This window comes from Kitasatospora sp. NPDC056327 (assembly GCF_042261735.1).
Lineage (GTDB): Bacteria > Actinomycetota > Actinomycetes > Streptomycetales > Streptomycetaceae > Kitasatospora.
Genome location: NZ_JBHJRC010000189.1, coordinates 1 through 16162, shown reverse-complemented (window position 1 = coordinate 16162; position 16162 = coordinate 1). Strand labels below are relative to the sequence as shown.

Sequence of the window (16162 nt, the reverse complement as noted above, 5' to 3'; positions counted from 1 at the left end):
CGACCGTCCGGCACCGGACGGTCGGACGCGGGCTGGTCGAACGTCGGCCGGACGGACGCCGGCCGGACGGACGCCGGCCGGTCCGCGGCCTGCCGCTCCCCGGCCTGCGGAGTACCCTCCCGGCGGTCGCCCTCGTGCCGCGCGGACTGCTGCTGCTCGGGGTCCTCCGACCAGAAGGCCTCGACCACGGCCTTGCCCAGACGGCCCAGCCCCCGCGCGGTCCGGCCCCACCCGGACGGCCCGGGCTTGGGAGCGGACTTGGGCTCGGGCCTGGGCCTCGACCCGGGCTTCGCGCCCGTTCCCCGCTCGGCGGCGGGTGCGGGTCCGGCGCCGGTGCCGCCTCCGGGCCGGGCACCGGCCCCCGCTGCGGGCGCCGGCCGGGGCGGCGGCACAACCGGGGGCGGCGGCCGGAGCAGCTCGTAGCCCCGGCAGTCCGCGCTGGTCAGATGGGTGAGCCGGTCCGTGTCGGCGTCGGAGCGGCGCCGCCAGCCGGTGACCAGGACGCACCGGTCCTCGCCGGCCGCGGCGGCCGCCCAGGCGCCGGGCGCGTCCGCCTCCGGCAGCAGGTGGGTCCCGGCCGGATGCGCGGGCCGCCAGACGTCCTCCGCCGGGGGCGGGACGGCGGCACCCGACGCGGCACCCGACGCGGCCCCGGGCGCACGCTCGGGCCACGGCGCGGCGACCGGCCGGGTGGCACGCGGCTCGGCCTCCTCCCGGCCGACCGCTTCCCAGGTGAGCGCGGTCCACTCGGCGTACACCGGACCGGCCCACGCGGCCAGGTGGCCGGTCAGCTCGGCGAGCCCGGGGATCCGGCCCGCCGGCCCGGCCGAGGCGGCCCGGTACCAGCCGACGAAGCCGTACAGCGGGCGGCCGAAGCGGTCCTGGACCATCGTCCGGCTGATCAGGCCGAGGTCGCAGGCGGCGCCGACCAGCACACCGTGGACATCGCGGTGCAGCAGCGGGCGCGGACCGTCCTCCAGGCGGTTGCCGCCGGAGACGGCGGCGCGCACCGCGTCACCCACCGGGCCCTGCCGGTCGACCCCGGCGGGCAGGGCGCGCCACCACTGGTCGACCCGCAGGGTGCGGCCGTAGACGACCGCCGACCAGCCGGCGGCGGGGTCGGCCGCCGCGCCGGGGACGGGGGCGGAAGCGGAAGCGGGGGCGGTGAAGGGCTGCCCGAGCGGTTCGGGCGTCGGCCCGTGAGGCGTGTTCGTCGTCATGGTCTCAGTCCGTCAGCAGTCGGCCGTCGCGGTAGATGGCGATCCCCCGCAGTTCGTCGTCCAGTTCCCGGCAGCGCTCCTGGGCCTTCTGCAGATCGGCCGCGGTCGCCGAACTGCTGGAGACCAGCCGGTCGATCTGCTGCCGGGCGTTCGTCTTCTCGGCCCCCTTGAAGAACCCGCCGAGGAACCCCTGGCTGAGCGCGGCCAGTTCACCGCGCGAGGCGTCCAGGCTCGCGGAGAGCCGGCCCATCTCCTGACGGTTCCGCACGATGCCCTCGCTGAGGTAGTGGCGGAGGCTGAAGATGACCGGCAGGTGGAGGTTCTTCGGGGCGATCCGGCTGGCGTCGACGGTGGCCTGGGCCGCCGCGCCGAAGTTGCCGAGCTGAACGGCGCAGAGCGCCACCGTGACTCCGTCGGCGCCGTCGCCGGCCAGCACCGGCACGAGCTTGGGGAAGTTCCGGCCCACCGTCTGGAGCGCCTCGGCCGCCCGCATGCCGGTGCGCTCGGCCAGCAGGTCGGCCTTGGTCAGCAGGACGGTCACCCCGGGGACCGGCTCGCCCTCCGCCAGGCGGTTGCTGAAGACCCGGGAGATCGCCCGGCTGAAGCGGGAGATCTCCATCGGGTCGTCGTCCCGGTCGAGGCCGCCGGGGGCGCCGTGCCGGACCCACTCGGCCACGTGCTCGGAGTCCAGCGCGAGGATGATGCTGTCGGACACCGAGAGGCGGTCCTCCAGCAGGGCGACGTCCTCGGCCGCGCTGCGGCGGTCCAGGGCGGCGTTGCCGCGGAAGTCGACGCAGTCGATCGTCATGAGGTCGCGCATCCCCCGGCGGAACACGAACTCGTAGCCGATCGGCCGCTCCGAGGTGGCCTTGGGCATCGCACCGGTGCGGCGCAGCCGGGCCCAGTCCTCGGCGAGGTCCAGATCGAGGTCGGGGTCGGTGGCGTAGAGGTAGTAGCCCTGCACGCCCATCGAGAGGCGGTTGTACATGCCGTGCAGGTAGGCGGTCTTGCCGGAGCCGCTGGCTCCGAGCATCGTGAGGGTGAGCTTGGGGACGGTCATGGCGCGGTTGTCCTCTGCTGTCTCGCGGGTTCGAGGGTGAGGGGGCCGGTGGGATCCCGTACTGCGGCGGGATCCGCACGGCACTGCGGGGTCGGTGCCGTGCCGTGGAGTCGGCGCTGCGGGGTCGGTGGTGCCGGCCCGGGGTCCGGCGGGCGGGGCGCCGCCGGGGAAGCGGAGCCACGGGCGGCCGGTCAGAAGGCCAGGACGTCCTCCAGCAGCTCGCCGAGCCGGTCGGCCGGCTCCACCAGCGGCTCCAGGCGCCCCAGTTCGGCCGCGGCCCGGGAACGGTCGCGGTCGCGGATGGAGGCCCAGGACGGCTCGTCCTCCCACCAGCTGCTGAGCCGGTCCCACAGGGTGTCGCGCTGGTCCGCGAGCCGGGCCGACTCCATCAGGCTGTCGATCGAGGCCGACAGCTCCATGGCGCGGCCGACGATGCCGAAGCGGAGCGTCCACAGCACGGGCAGTGCGACGCCCTCCGGCTCGGGACCGCAGACCAGCGGGATGAACGCCCCCTGGATGTGCCGGGTCTCCTGGACCGCCTCGATCAGCGGCATGAACGGGCCGAGGAAGCGCTCCTCCGCGTCGGGGGCGCCGAGGTCCACCAGGTCGGTCTTGGTGAGGGCGATCACCAGCGGGGTCAGGTTCTCCTCGCGGTCGGCGACGGCCTGGTGGACCCGGACGACGAGCCGGCGGACGTCCTCCGCCGCCTCGGGGTCGGTGTCCAGGCGGAGGGCGTCGACGAAGAGCACGATGCCGTCGGCCGCGACCAGGTCGTCGTGCAGCCGGGCGGCCTGCGGGCTGGAGCGGCGGTGCTCGGTGAGTGCGCCGCCGCGGTGGTCCGTCCAGCGGAACGGGAAGACCTCGTCGCCCTCGTGGCAGAGCACGAAGTCGTAGCAGCGGGGCCGGTCGCTGGCCCGGGGGTAGCGGCCGCGCAGGATGGCGCGGGCGTCGGCGAGCAGCGAGCGGTGGGCGTCCCGGTCGGCGGCGCGCAGGGTCATGCCTTCTACGCCGTCGCACATGGCGGCGTACATGAGGGAGAGGTAGCTGGTCTTCCCGGCCGCGCTGTGGCCGAGCATCACGATGTCCATGCGGTTCCTCGCGGTTCTCGCGGGTCCTCGGGCGGGTGGGTGGACGGGGTGGACGGCCGGTTCCGGAGCGGCCGGGGCCGCCTGCGGGCAGGCCGGAACCCGGTTCGACGCGGTCGGCGGGTCGGCGGGTCGGCGGGGTCGGTAATCCAGCGGGGTCGGCGGGTCGGCGGGGTCGGTGGTTCGGCGGGGTCCGGAGTTCGCAGGGTCGGCGGTCCGGCGGAGTCGGCGGTCCGGCGCCGGGGCGGAGACCGGCCGGCCGGTGCGGGCGGCACCGCCGGGCGGGCTCAGAAGGAGAGTCCGGGATCGACCTCGTCCCGGTAGTGCAGGACGGCCCAGCGGGCCGGGGCGTCCGCCGTCTCCGCCTCCTGTTCCCCCGCGCCCTCGTCGGTGCCGGGCGGAGGGGGCGGTTCGGTGAGCGCGCCCAGGACCACGACGGCCTTGGGGTCCTCGGACAGCCGGAGCCTCGCCGTGCCCAGCCGGGCGGCGATCAGGTCCCCGACCGCCGGCGTCCGGGCCGCCGCCCCGCAGAGCACCACGGCACCCAGCTCGGCCGCGGTCACACCGGCCCGGGCGAGGGTCCGCTCCAGCAGGCCGACCGAGGCGGCGAGGGCCGGGGTGACGGCCGCCCGGTACTCCTGGCCCTGCACCACGAACCGGTCCGGGTAGCCGGGCACCGCGAGTTCCACCGTGCCGGTCTCCGACAGCGCCTCCTTGGCGAGGGTCACCTCCCGCGCCAGCTGGGCGCGTTGGTGGGCGCCGACGGGCGTCGGGTCGGTCCGGAGCCGCTCCCACGGCCCGGGGTCGAGGTCCAGCGCCCGGTCACGGAGCAGTTCGTAGAGGACCTGGTCGAGGTCACGGCCGCCGAAGTCCGGGTCGCCGCCCACCGCGACGGTCCGGAAGCCGCCGCGCTCCCGTCGCAGGACGGCGGTGTCGACGGTGCCGCCGCCCAGGTCGTAGACGGCGATCGGCCCGTCGCCCGCCTCCTCCTCGCCGCCCGCCATCGGGTGGGCGGCATGGAAGCGGGCCGCGGCGACCGGTTCGGGGAGCAGTTCCGGCCCCGCGAGCCCGGCCAGCGCGGCGGCTTCGACCAGCCGGTCGAGGTCCGGCGGGGACCAGTCGGCAGGGTGGGTGAGCACGATCCGCGCCGGAACCGTGCCGCCCTGCCGCGCCCGTGCCCCGTCCGCCGCCCGGGCGAGCACGGCGGCGACCAGCGCCACGGTGTCCACCTCCCGGTCGTCCAGCAGCACCTCGGGCTGGCGCAACAGCGCCCGTTTGGGGTGGTGTTCGGCGCGTTCCGGCCGCTGGGCGGCCAGCTGGACGGCGGCGCGTCCGGTGAGCAGCCGGCCGTCGCCGTCCACGCAGACCAGGGAGGGCAGGTAACGGCTGTTCTCGATCTCGACCGCCGTCACGGTCCCGGGCGGAACCGTGCCCGCCGGGACCGTGGCGGACCGGACCGCGCCGACGCCCGGCGTGCCCGCCCCGGCGGCACCTCCCACCCCGCCGGCCGGCTCGGCGCGGACGGCGGCGGTGGTGAAACAGGTCCCGAAGTCGATGGCCAACGACCAGTCAGACACGTTTCCCCCCACGGGAGTCGAGGCGGTGCGAGCGCGCACGGGCGGAGCCGGGGGGCTTGCCTCCGGAGTCCCCGCGCAGGATGGTAGGACCCCCGGAGCAACTGTGGAGAAGATCTGCACATCTTGTAACAATGGCATGAGCACTGCCAGTTGTTCACGGACGGGCACTCCGGCCCCGGTGACCCCGGGCGGCGCCCCGTTCCCCCCTGGACCGGGGCGCCGCCACCAGTCTCGGCACCGCGGTCGGCCGGAACACCGTCAGGTGACCGAATCCGCACGGATTCCCGTCCGGATCCCGTCGCGCGGGGACCACGGGACCCACCGGTGCCCCGGCGACGCGCGCCTCCACGGCTCCGGGCCGCGCCCGTCGTGGCCGCCCGCGCGGGCGCGCACCGGGCACGCGGGGCGCACGGGGGCGGCTCTGGCATCGGCCGCCCGACCCCCGGCCGGAACCGGCCGGGTGACCCGCCGGTTGCACTCGCGTGAGCCACCTCCGCCGCGCCCTCCGCGGTACCGCACACCTCGTCACCCGGATCTGCTCCGCCGTCGAGCGCCTCGACGCCCGTGCCGACGCCGCGCTGCGGGCCCGGGTGCGTCCGCTCGTCACCCGGCTGGCCACGCTGCTGCAGCGGATGGCCGCCGCCAACTGCAGCGACGCCCTCACCCGTCACGCCCCCTGCCGCGCCCGCGAGCGCGAGCGGCACCGCCCCCCGGCCGACGGCGCCTCGGCCCTCGACGACTGACACCGGCGGCTCCGGTGGACGCCCTCCCTGGAACGCCCACCGGAACCGGCGGGAGCCGGGGCACCGTCGCGCCGATCAGCCACCGGGCCGGGTTCCCGCCCGCCGACCGACCTCCGCCGAACGCCGGACCACCGCCCGGCTCACCCGTGCACCGTCCGGCCCGCCACCCTCAGCTCCAGGTGCGCGAACCTCGGGGCGAGGGCCGCCGGCAGGCCGGGGCCGTCCCCGTCGTCGCCCTCGCCCTCGCCCTCGCCGTCCAGCGGATCCCGGAGCGCCAGCGCCTCCAGCTGCGGCAGCAGCGGCGACTCCGCGAGCGCGGCGAGCACCTCGTCCGCCCCCGCGTCGAACTCCAGCCTCCCGAGGTCGAGACGGCGCAGGTTCGGGTACCAGGCCGCCGTGACCGCGAGCTCGTCCAACTGGTCCGCCGAACAGGCGACCCCGAAGACGTCGCACTCCAGCTCCACCTCCAGGGAGGTCAGCGAGGGCAGCCGCCCGGGGAGGAAGACCGAGCCGTCGGCGATCACGGCGCCCCTGGTCCGCAGCCGGGTCAGACCGTCGTGGTCCACGGACGGGAACAGGAACGCGCCCTCCAGCTCCAGCGTGCGCAGGGCGGGCAGCGCCTCCCAGACGTCCGTCTGCACCAGGCCCTTGTGGAGGTGGTCCATCGGGTCGAGGCGGCTGCCGGCCGAGCCCACGCCGGACTCGAAGAGGTACTCGAAGCCGAAGCCGAACGAGAACCGCTCCAGCCGCGGCCGCACCTGCCCGGCCAGCGCCACCGCCGCTCGCTCGGCGGAGTGGTGGTAGTCGGTCAGCCGCACGTCCAGCACCCGGAGCCACCGGCTCACCGGACGGTCGAGCACCGCCGCCAGCAGGACGCCCTCCCACCGCTCGGGATCGTCCGCGTCCGCGCCGGCCGGCCCCGGACGCTCCGCCAGGATCCGCTCCACCAGGGCCCGCCGCGAACCGCCGTCCACCGCCGGCCCGAACCGCGCCTCGTCGAGCACCCCGCGCTCCCAGCCGAACTGCCAGGACCCGTCCGCCCGCAGAGCGTCCAGCCCGAGCTGCCGCTCCACCGCCTCGTAGGCGGCTGCCAGTTCGGACCGCTCCCCGCCCTCGAACTCCAGCCGGATCGCCTCGCCCCGCGCGTCGCCCCCGGCACTCAGCCGCTCCGCGCGGGCGAGCCACGCCTCCCGGTCGTCCCGCTCGGGGAGGTCCGCCTCGTCGAACAACCGCATTCCGCACTCCCGCTCCAGTCACGGCCCCCGGTCGTCCCCGGCCCGCCGTCCGTCGACGGCACTCTAGAACCAACGCCGTTCAGTTGGGCGTGGGGCCCGTATGTCGAGGCCGGTGGGCAAAGCAGCGGAGCTGCCGTGGAAGAGGGCTGTCACTCCGGGACGTCCTCACCACCGGAGCTCCGCTGTTGGAACAGGCTGCGACAGCGCGGACGGCCGGAGCAACCGCCGGGGCGTTCGCACCCGGCCGTATCGGCGAGTCGACCCGGACCGTGCCCTTCGAGACGGTCGATGAGGGACCGGCCGACAGCATCAACATGCTCACAACCGACCCCTGACGCAGCCCGGACCGCCCTGGCTGAACGGCGTTGGTTCCAGGCCTTCCGGCAGGCCCCCGGGCCGGACGGCGGGCGCCGCCCGGCCCGGGGGGAGGGGGATCAGCGCACGCCGATCTCGCCCAGCTGGAGGTAGTGGTCGCCGAACTGGTCGGCGCCCAGCCGGGTGCCGGTGACCTTCACGTAGCGCGCCGTGGTGGGCGCGAAGGTGTGGACCAGCGGCGCCGCGCCGGGGCGCGGGGTGCCGGTCCGGTCCGCGACGGTGGTCCAGCTGACGCCGTCGGCCGAGACCTTGACGGTGTAGTCCACCGGGAAGCCGAGGCCGGTGTTGGCGCCGTCGGTGCGCGGGGTCAGGGCGACCTGGCCGATCAGGCTGGGGCCCTGGAGGTCCACGGTGACCCACTCCGTGGCGACGGGACCGGCGGCCCTGGCGCTGGTCCAGCCGAAGGCGTCGGAGGTGGAGTCGACGATGCCGTCGGTGGCCGCGCCCGGACGCCAGGCGACGTCGCCCACCGTGCTGGAGGCCGTCACGGGGCGGCCGGTGGCCAGCTCGCCGCCGATCGCCTCGATCTCGGCGAACTGCATCCGGTAGTCGCCCTTGGGGTCGGTGCCGAGCCTGGTGCCCTCGACCCGGATGTAACGGGCGTCGGTGGCCGGGAAGGGGAAGGACTGGACGGAGGCGTCCGTGGGCCTCGGGTGGTTCGTCCGGTCGGCGACGGTCGTCCAGTGGGCGCCGTCCGCGGAGACCTTGACGGTGAAGTCCACCGGGAAGCCCCGGCCCGCGGCCGTGCCGTCGGCGCGGGGGTGGAGGTCCACCCGGCCGATCCGCTTGGCGGCGAGGAGGTCCAGGGTGACGGACTCCTGGTGGTCGCTGCCCGGGTTGCCGTCGCTGCTCCAGCCGTTGGTGCCGCCGGGCAGGCCGCGCCGTCCGTCGGTCAGGGCCCGGGTGCTCCAGCCGTCGCCCTCGTAGGAGGTGTCGGCCTGGACGGTGGCGTTCTCCGCCACGTCGGTGCCGGGGTTGAGCCGCACGTGCTGGAAGCGGGCCGAGGCGCCGCCGGTGGCCAGGCCGAAGCCGCCCACCGGGTAGCCGGTGTCGGTGGCCGTCAGCAGCAGGTTCTCACCGGCGTGGACGCGGATCGTGCCGCCCTGGACGGAGACCCGCAGGCTGACGGTCTGCCCGGGGGCGTAGCCCGGGACCTGCGCGGAGCCCAGGGACTTGCCGCCGCGGTCGACGAACACCTGGCCGTTGTCGCGCAGCGCCACCAGGTACCCGGTCTGGGCCTCGGTCGGGTTCTGGTTGTGGAGCACCAGGCCCGCCCAGTTGGTCCGGCCGCCCTCGGCCCGGACGTCGTCGATCCGCACGTCGACGGAGGCGGAGACGTCCCCGTACGCCCGGCCGGTCAGTCCGGCGACCACGTCCCAGCCCGTGTTGGGGTCGGTCTGCGCGTAGACGCCGTCCCCGGTGGCCTTCCAGGAACCGCGCACGGTCCGCCAGTTGGCGTCCTTCTCGGCGCCGAACCCGTCGGTGTACGGGAAGGAGGCGTCGGGGCCGGGGGTGGTGAGGGCGGTCAGGATCTGCCGGTGGCGCTGGTCGGTGGCCGCGCCGGACTTGGAGAACTTGGTGGTGCCGCTGATCAGGGAGTTGATCAGGGCGCGGGTGAGCACCGGCTTGGTGGCGGAGAGCTGGTTCAGCAGCTCGTAGTCCTGGATCCCGGCGAGCAGCGCCTCGCTGCGGACGCTGTCGTAGACGCCGTAGGTGGCCTTGTTGGGGCGCACGAGGTAGTGGTCACCGGTCTCCGGGCCGTTGAAGGTGTCCCGGCCGGACGGGTCGGTGTAGGACTGGGACCAGACGTTCCAGGCCCAGTGGAGGAAGCCGTTGCCGCCGGTGGCCGCGACCATCCACGGCGTCAGCCGGGAGTCGGAGGTCGGGTAGGCGATGTAGCGGTTGAGGTGGCTGTCGTTGGGGTTGTTGCAGTAGTACAGCCAGAAGTCCTTGCCGTCGTCCAGCCGGCGCGACTGGTAGTAGCCCGTGTTGGCGTCGTACTGCGGGCCGCCGATCGAGGTGATCGTGCTGATCTTGTCGTCGATGGCGGAGACCGGGTCCTGGCGGGACTCGTTGCTCAGCGCCTGCGGCCCGAACACGTCGTGGTAGATGTCGTAGAGCCAGCCGGCGCTGTCGATCTGCGGGGTGTCCTTCGGGCTGGGCTCGTCGGAGGCGCTCATGTAGAAGACGTCGCTCCAGCGGCGTCCCGGGGCGCAGGTGGTTCCCGCGTCGAGGCACTTGGTGTCGAGGTGCTTCTTGAGCTCGGTGAGCGCCTTCTTCATGTAGGTGTTCGCCGACGGGGTGCCCGCGTTTTGCGTCTCCATCCGGACGCCGCCGCGGCCGTCGGGGACGAGCGTCTCGACGGCGTAGCCGCCCGCGAGGAGGGTGGGGGTGTAGATGTACTGGAGGGCCCCGGCGTCCTGGAAGATCTGGACGAACCGGTCGAAGGTCCCCCAGCTGAAGGTGAGGTTCCCCTGGGCGTCCGAGGTGGTGTCCGGGATCGCCAGCGCCTGGAAGTCCGCGTAGATCACGTTGTTGCGGTGCTTGGCGTGGTTGGCCGCGAAGTTGGTGATGACCTGCCACCACTCCTCGTCGTACGCCTGGACCGGGACGTCGTTCCCCTGCGCGTCCTTCCTGGTGTACTGGGACGGGATCGCGCTGGAGGTCCACGTGTAGTCCCAGCCCACGGAAGTGAACCAGTTGTTCATCCGGAAGGTGGACCGGTTGGTGGGCGGCAGCGCGGCGTCGTACACCGTCACCGAGACGGGAACGTCGACCGGGCCCGCCGAACTCTGCACGGTGGTGCGGCCGGTGTACGTCCCGGGGGCCTGGCCCTCCGGCACGGCGACGCTGTAGTAGTACGGCTGGGTGGTGTTCGCCGCGAGCTGGGCGGGGGCGTTCTCCACCAGCGCGTCGTAGTAGCTGGTCCCGCCGTCCGGCGGCTCCTGGTGGTCGTCGGGGATCCCGCCCTGACTGACGTTCTTGATGATGGCGGGGTGGTTGTACTCCCGGTTCACGGTGATCCGCGAGGCGGGGATGACGGCGCCGCCGGGGCCGGTGAGGTCACCGGCGACCAGCTGCAGGCCGTCCAGCGCGCTGCCGGAGCGCACCGCGATCTGGGCGGCCTGGGTCTCGTTGCGGGCGGCGTGGAGCTCGACCCGCTGGTCGGTCGCCCGGGACGGCGCGGGGGTGGAGGAGAAGACGTGCTCGTAGCCGCTCTCCACCCAGACCGACGGGGCGGCCGCGGCGGAGACGGTCGCGACGAAGGGTGACAGGGGGACCATCAGCAGTGCCGTCAGGGAGGGTATGAGCACCCTCGTGGCTTTCTTCCTCATGATGTCGCTCTCGTGTCGGTGGACGGTGCGCCCCACGTGAAGCGCTCGTGAAGGATAGTCAGAGCACGGACGATTCCGGTACTCATTTGCGGGGCCCGTGGACGGAGCCCGGCCCGGCCCTTCCGGCGCACGCCCACGCGGGCCGGCCGCGCCGCCCCGTGACGGCCGTTCGTGCCAGCGACGCGGGGCGAGTCGATCCATCGCCGCCGAACGGTCCGTGCCGCCGTGGGAAGGTCCGCCGAGCCGACCGGTACGGCGCGCCGTGGCGGGGTGCGGGGGCGGGCGGACCGTAACGTCGGCGCATGTCGATCGGCCTGCTCGCGGCGCTGGCCGCCGCCCTGCTCACCGGGTCCGCCACCGTGCTCCAGGCGGTCGGGGCCCGTCGTGCCGCCGCCGGGCGGCGGCCCGGGGGTGCGGCGGCGCTCGCGGGGGCGTTCCGGCAGTGGCCGTTCCTCGTGGGGGTCGGGATGGACATGCTCGGGTTCGGCGCCGAGCTGGTCGCGCTGGACCGGCTCCCCCTCTACGAGGTCGAGGCGGTGCTGGCCTCGGCGCTCGCCGTCACCGCCGTCGGCGCGGCCAGGGTGCTCGGGGTACGGCTGCGGCGCAGCGAGTGGGCCGGGGTGGCGGCGGTCTGCGTGGGGCTCTGCGTGCTCGCCGTCAGCGCCGGGCGCGACGGGCCCGGGCACGGCAGTCCGGCGCTGCGGCTGGGGGTGCTGCTGGTCTCGGTGCTGCTGATCGGTGCCGGCTGGGCGGCCGTGCGGTTCGCCGGGAGCCGGCGGGCGCCCCTGCTCGGCCTGGTCGCGGGCCTGCAGTTCGGTGTGGTCGGTGTCGCCGTCCGGGTCCTGCCGGACCCCCGGCTGCCGGACCTGCTCACCGAACCGGCCGCCTACGCGATCGCGTTCGCCGGCCTGGGCGGGTTCGCCGCCCTCACCTGGGCCATGCAGAACGGCTCGGTCACGGCGGCGACGGCGGCCATGGTACTGGGCGAGACCCTGGGCCCGGCCGTCGTCGGCGTGCTGCTCCTCGGGGACCACACCCGCCACGACGCCCAGCCCCTCGCCGCCGCGGGCTTCGCGGCGGCGGTCCTGGGCGCCCTCACCCTGGCCCGCTTCGGGGACGCCGAGCAGCCCGCCGAAGCCGGCGCGGCGCCCTGAGCGCCCCCGGTCGGGTCGGGCGTCGAAGCCGGCCGGGCGCGGCCGGGGACCGCCGGTCCCGGCCCGGTCAGCGCGGGGTCACGGTCAGTTCGACGGTGTCCCGGCCGGGGAGCGCGGTGAGGCGGAGGACCGGGGCACCGGCCTGCGACACGACCTCGGCGCCCCGGCTGTCGACCCGGTAGCCGTCGGGGTAGGCGGCAGGCGGCAGGAACACCTCGGTGACGGCTCCGGGGGCGAAAGGGGCACCGGAGTCGGCGCGTACGACGGCGTACCGCAGCGTGAACGCCGCGGTCGCGGTGTCGTACTGCCACTGCTGCGGGGTGCCCGCGACCGCCCGGGGGTAGGGCCGGACGACCGCCGGGTTCATCAGGTTGGGGCCGGTCGGCGGCTGCTGGGGGTGCTGGGGCGTCTGGTTCTGCGGTTCGGACCAGAACATCCAGGAGGCCATGTGGTCGTCGTACCGGTCGGTGAGGGCGGTCAGCCGCGCGGCGTCCGTGGTGGCGCCGAACTCGGTCACCACCCCGACCGTCCCGTCGAGTGCTGCGCGGTCGAGACCGTTGGTCAGGCAGGTGTCCGTCCGCCCCGGGCAGTAGTCGTGGAAGCTCAGCCCCGCCTTCGGGTCGCCGGTCGGGTTGGGCATCCAGTCCGGCGTGCCGAAGTCGTTGGTCAGGGAGGGCTCGTAGAACAGCAGGTGGTCGTGGTCGACCGCGCGGACGGCGTTCATGACCATCCCCTCGAACGGTGCGAGCACGTCGGTCTCGAACCGGGGGCAGCCGTCCGGGAAGCAGGTCGGGTATTCGCTGCCGGGCCACGGCTCGTTGATCAGGTCGTAGCCGAGCACGTACGGCCGGCCTGCGAACCGCTGCGCGACGTGCGCCCACATCGCCGCGTAGTGTTCCTGGACGCCGATGCCGTCGGGGGCGGCGTGGTCGCGCCAGAAGTTGTCCCAGGTACGGTTCTGCGCCGGGCTGGTGAAGTAGACCAACGGGAAGCCTGGGTTCGGCTCGACCGGGAGTCCGTCGGCGTAGGTCGCCCACTCGGGGAAGCCGCTCCAACTGGCGCCCACCGAGGTGTTGTACGCGTCCTGGTGGGAGTCGACGAGGCTGTGGATCCCGTACCGGGCCAGCAACTGCTGGGTCTGCAGGATCTGCTCGACGTAGCCGTCGTCGTACACGCCGGGGAGCGGTTCGACCGCGTTCCAGGCGAAGCCCAGCCGAACCGCGTTGAACCCGTTCTCGGCCAGGAAGCGGGCGTCCGCCTCGGCGAAGCCGCCCGCCGCGGGGTAGTAGGGCGGGTACTTGTAGACCAGGTTCACGCCGTGCACGGTGACGACCCGGCCCTGGTCGTCGGTGAGCCAGCGGCCAGCGTGGCCCAGTACGGAGGCCGCCTCGGGGGGCGGCACCGCCGGCACCGCCGCGGCCGGCGCGGCCGGCCCCAGCACCAGCAGGACGGTTGCCAGAAACCGCGCCGGCGCGGATCCGATGGACATGTTGCCGACCCTTCGACGGTGGTGGGAGGCCGTTGCGGTCGAGGTGGTGAACGACGACCCCCGCCCGGTCCGGCGCGAGTGCTCCCCGGGCGGTGTCCTCCCGATCGCCGAGCGGGCCGGAGGGACCGCGCCCAAGCTATGGTTCGGCGTCGAACCGAGCGCGCCGCCACACCCTCCGCAGGCGCGGGATTCAGGCCTTCGGGCCAGCCCGGCGGCCCTCTCCGCCGCCTCTGCCCGGGACGGGTGACCGGGGTGTCGCACCAGTGGCCCCGGGAGCACGGTCCCGCGTCCGGACGCGACCCGGAGCACGTTCCCGGGTGCGGTCTCGTTCCCCGCGCGGACGGATTGACGGTGCATCGGATGATCCTCTTGGAGGGCGCCGAGAAGAGCTCCGGCGCCCATCCAGAGGGGCATTCCCATGAACGAGCACGCACCGCAGCACCCCCTTCCGAACCGCCTCCGCGGCGGCCGCCGCAAGGTGGTGGCGGCCGTGACCGCGGTGGCCGCCGCCGCGGTGGTGGCCGGCGTCCTGGCACCCTCGGCGGCCTCCGCCGCACCGCGTCCGGACTCCGTGCAGCAGAGCCTCGACTCGCTGGTCAAGAAGGACGGGGTGCCCGCCGCCCTCGCCACCGTCAGGAGCCGCGACGGCCGCACCCGCACCTACACGGCCGGCGTCGGCAACGCGGCCACCAAGGCCAAGGTGCCGGTGGACGGGCAGGTGCGGATCGGCAGCAACACCAAGGCGTTCACCTCCGTCGTCGTCCTGCAGCTGGTCGCCGAGGGCAAGCTCGGCCTGGACGCGAACGTCGACACCTACCTGCCCGGCCTGGTGCGCGGCGACGGCATCGACGGCCGCAACATCACGGTCCGCCAGCTGCTCCAGCACACCAGCGGCCTGCCCGAGTACGTCGACACCGCGGGCATTCTCGGTGACCCCAAGCGCTACTACGAGCCGCGCGAGCTCCTCGACACCGCGCTCGCCAAGAAGGCCCGCTTCGCGCCCGGCACCCAGTGGGAGTACAACAACACCGGCTACCTGCTGGCGGGCCTGATCATCCAGAAGGTCACCGGGCGCCCGCTCGGCGAGGAGATCACCAAGCGGATCATCGAGCGGATCGGCCTGCGCCACACCTACTTCCCCACCCCCGGGGACATGACGATCCACGAGGCCCACCCCAAGGGCTACCAGCGCGGCGCGGACGGATCGCTGCGCGACTACACGGAGCTGGACCCGTCCTGGGGCTGGGCGGCCGGCGCCGCCGTCTCCACCAACACGGACGTCACCAAGTTCTACGGCGCGCTGCTCGCCGGCCGGCTGCTGCCCGCCGCCCAGCTCGCCCAGATGCGCACCACCGTCCCCGCCGACGCGATCGGCGCCGGGGCCCGCTACGGACTCGGCCTGGTGAGCCGCCAGCTCTCCTGCGGCGGCGTCGCCTGGGGCCACGGCGGGACGATCCCGGGCTACGAGACCTCCGGCGGCACCACCGAGGACGGCCGCGCCGTGAACATCGCCGTGACCACGATCCCGGACGCCGACACCACGAAGAACGTCGACAAGGCCGTGGACGAGGCGCTCTGCCGCTGATCCCGGGCACCCGCCGCCCGGCCCCACCGCCTCGCACCTCCCCCTCCGTTTCCCGCAGTGGAGTCCCGATGAACGAACCAGCCCCGCAGCGCCGGGCGCACCGCATCCGCCTGGTGCGGCACGCGATGACGGCCACGGCCACCGCCGGGCTCGCCCTGACCGCCCTCCTCCCGGCGCCGTCCACGGCATCCGCCGCACCGCGCCCGGACGCCGTGCAGCAACGCCTCGACGCGCTGGTCAAGGAGGACGGGATGCCCGCGGCCCTCGCCACCGTCAAGGGCCGCGACGGCCGCAACCGCACCTACACGGCCGGCGTCGGCGACCTGGCCACCGGGGCCCGGGTCCCGGTCGACGGACAGATCCGGGCCGGCAGCAACACCAAGGCCTTCGTCGCCGTCGTCGTCCTGCAGCTGGTCGCCGAGGGCAGGGTCGGCCTGGACACGAACGTCGACACCTACCTGCCGGGCCTCCTGCGCGGCGACGGCTTCGACGGCCGCAGCATCACCGTCCGCCAGCTGCTCCAGCACACCAGCGGCCTGCCCGACTACATGGACGCCCCCGCGCTGACCGACTTCACCACCATCCAGTACCGCTACTTCGATCCGCGCGAGCTGCTCGACGGGGCGCTGGCCCAGAAGTCGCTGTTCCCCGCGGGGACCGGCTGGATGTACAGCAACACCAACTACCTGGTGGCCGGCCTGCTGATCCAGAAGGTCACCGGCCGCCCCTTCGGAGAGGAGGTCACCAGGCGCGTCGTCGACCGGATCGGCCTGCGCCACACCTACGTCCCGGCCATCGGGGAGACCACCCTGCGCGAGCCGCACCCGCACGGCTACCTGCGGACCGCCCCGGGCGCACCGTTGGTCGACTACACCGCGATGGACCCCTCGATGGCCTGGGCCGCGGGGGCGGTCGTGTCCACCAACACCGACCTCAACGCCTTCTACGGCGCGCTCCTGACGGGCCGCCTGCTGCCCGCCGAGCAGCTCGCCCAGATGCGCACCACGGTGTCGGCCGAGCTCCTGGGCCCCGGGGTCCGCTACGGCCTGGGGCTCCAGAGCAGGCCACTGACCTGCGGCGGCCTCGTCTGGGGCCACGGCGGAACCTCCCCGGGCCACCGGACCAGGGGCGGGGTCACGGAGGACGGCCGTGCCGTGAACATCACCGTCACCACCGTCCCGGACGCGGCCACCGGCACCCGGCTGACCGACGCGGTCGACGCGGCCCTCTGCCGCTGACCCGCTCGGCCGGCCCCGCCGCCAGGGGCCCCGACGGCCACGGCCCGCACCGCACGGTGCGGGCCG

The 16162-nt window shown here is 74.7% G+C and carries 10 protein-coding genes and 1 pseudogene; 4 read left to right on the top strand and 7 right to left on the bottom strand.

Annotated elements, in window-relative coordinates:
- From ACFCX4_RS24580 to ACFCX4_RS24565, 4 genes and pseudogenes are all read right to left on the bottom strand, one after another.
- Window positions 1-1220: pseudogene (locus ACFCX4_RS24580) on the bottom strand (hypothetical protein); the annotation flags it as partial.
- 4 nt (window positions 1221-1224) lie between these two features.
- Window positions 1225-2280 (bottom strand): hypothetical protein, encoded by a 1056-nt coding sequence (locus tag ACFCX4_RS24575; RefSeq protein ID WP_376146130.1) that lies wholly within the window; start codon window positions 2278-2280, stop codon window positions 1225-1227.
- A 191-nt stretch (window positions 2281-2471) separates the two neighbouring features.
- Window positions 2472-3368 carry a hypothetical protein gene (locus ACFCX4_RS24570; protein ID WP_376146127.1) on the bottom strand — a complete coding sequence of 299 codons (897 nt, stop codon included), beginning with the start codon at window positions 3366-3368 and terminating at the stop codon, window positions 2472-2474.
- A gap of 284 nt (window positions 3369-3652) precedes the next feature.
- Complete coding sequence (locus tag ACFCX4_RS24565; protein WP_376146124.1) at window positions 3653-4942, bottom strand: Hsp70 family protein; 1290 nt, start codon at window positions 4940-4942, stop codon at window positions 3653-3655.
- Window positions 4943-5424: 482 nt separating this feature from the next.
- On the opposite strand from ACFCX4_RS24565, the gene ACFCX4_RS24560 reads away from it, so the two are divergent.
- Window positions 5425-5685 carry a hypothetical protein gene (locus ACFCX4_RS24560; RefSeq protein ID WP_376146121.1) on the top strand — a complete coding sequence of 87 codons (261 nt, stop codon included), beginning with the start codon at window positions 5425-5427 and terminating at the stop codon, window positions 5683-5685.
- 140 nt (window positions 5686-5825) lie between these two features.
- Here the strand turns inward: ACFCX4_RS24560 and ACFCX4_RS24555 are convergent, their stop codons facing one another.
- Together ACFCX4_RS24555 and ACFCX4_RS24550 are read right to left on the bottom strand one after the other, a co-directional pair.
- Window positions 5826-6920, bottom strand: a complete 1095-nt coding sequence (locus ACFCX4_RS24555; RefSeq protein ID WP_376146118.1) for a hypothetical protein — start codon at window positions 6918-6920, stop codon at window positions 5826-5828.
- A gap of 434 nt (window positions 6921-7354) precedes the next feature.
- Complete coding sequence (locus ACFCX4_RS24550) at window positions 7355-10609, bottom strand: discoidin domain-containing protein (protein WP_376146115.1); 3255 nt, start codon at window positions 10607-10609, stop codon at window positions 7355-7357.
- 323 nt (window positions 10610-10932) lie between these two features.
- Here ACFCX4_RS24550 and ACFCX4_RS24545 point away from each other — a divergent pair, with 323 nt between their 5' ends.
- Window positions 10933-11784, top strand: coding sequence for a hypothetical protein (locus ACFCX4_RS24545; RefSeq protein WP_376146112.1), 852 nt, complete (start codon window positions 10933-10935; stop codon window positions 11782-11784).
- Between the two features lie 67 nt (window positions 11785-11851).
- Here the strand turns inward: ACFCX4_RS24545 and ACFCX4_RS24540 are convergent, their stop codons facing one another.
- Window positions 11852-13273 carry a cellulase family glycosylhydrolase gene (locus ACFCX4_RS24540; RefSeq protein WP_376146109.1) on the bottom strand — a complete coding sequence of 474 codons (1422 nt, stop codon included), beginning with the start codon at window positions 13271-13273 and terminating at the stop codon, window positions 11852-11854.
- A 418-nt stretch (window positions 13274-13691) separates the two neighbouring features.
- On the opposite strand from ACFCX4_RS24540, the gene ACFCX4_RS24535 reads away from it, so the two are divergent.
- Together ACFCX4_RS24535 and ACFCX4_RS24530 are read left to right on the top strand one after the other, a co-directional pair.
- The gene (locus tag ACFCX4_RS24535) at window positions 13692-14858 is read left to right on the top strand and encodes a serine hydrolase domain-containing protein (protein ID WP_376146106.1); all 1167 of its coding nucleotides are present in this window, start codon (window positions 13692-13694) and stop codon (window positions 14856-14858) included.
- Window positions 14859-14926: 68 nt separating this feature from the next.
- Window positions 14927-16096 carry a serine hydrolase domain-containing protein gene (locus ACFCX4_RS24530; protein WP_376146103.1) on the top strand — a complete coding sequence of 390 codons (1170 nt, stop codon included), beginning with the start codon at window positions 14927-14929 and terminating at the stop codon, window positions 16094-16096.
- The last annotated feature ends 66 nt before the right edge of the window (window positions 16097-16162 follow it).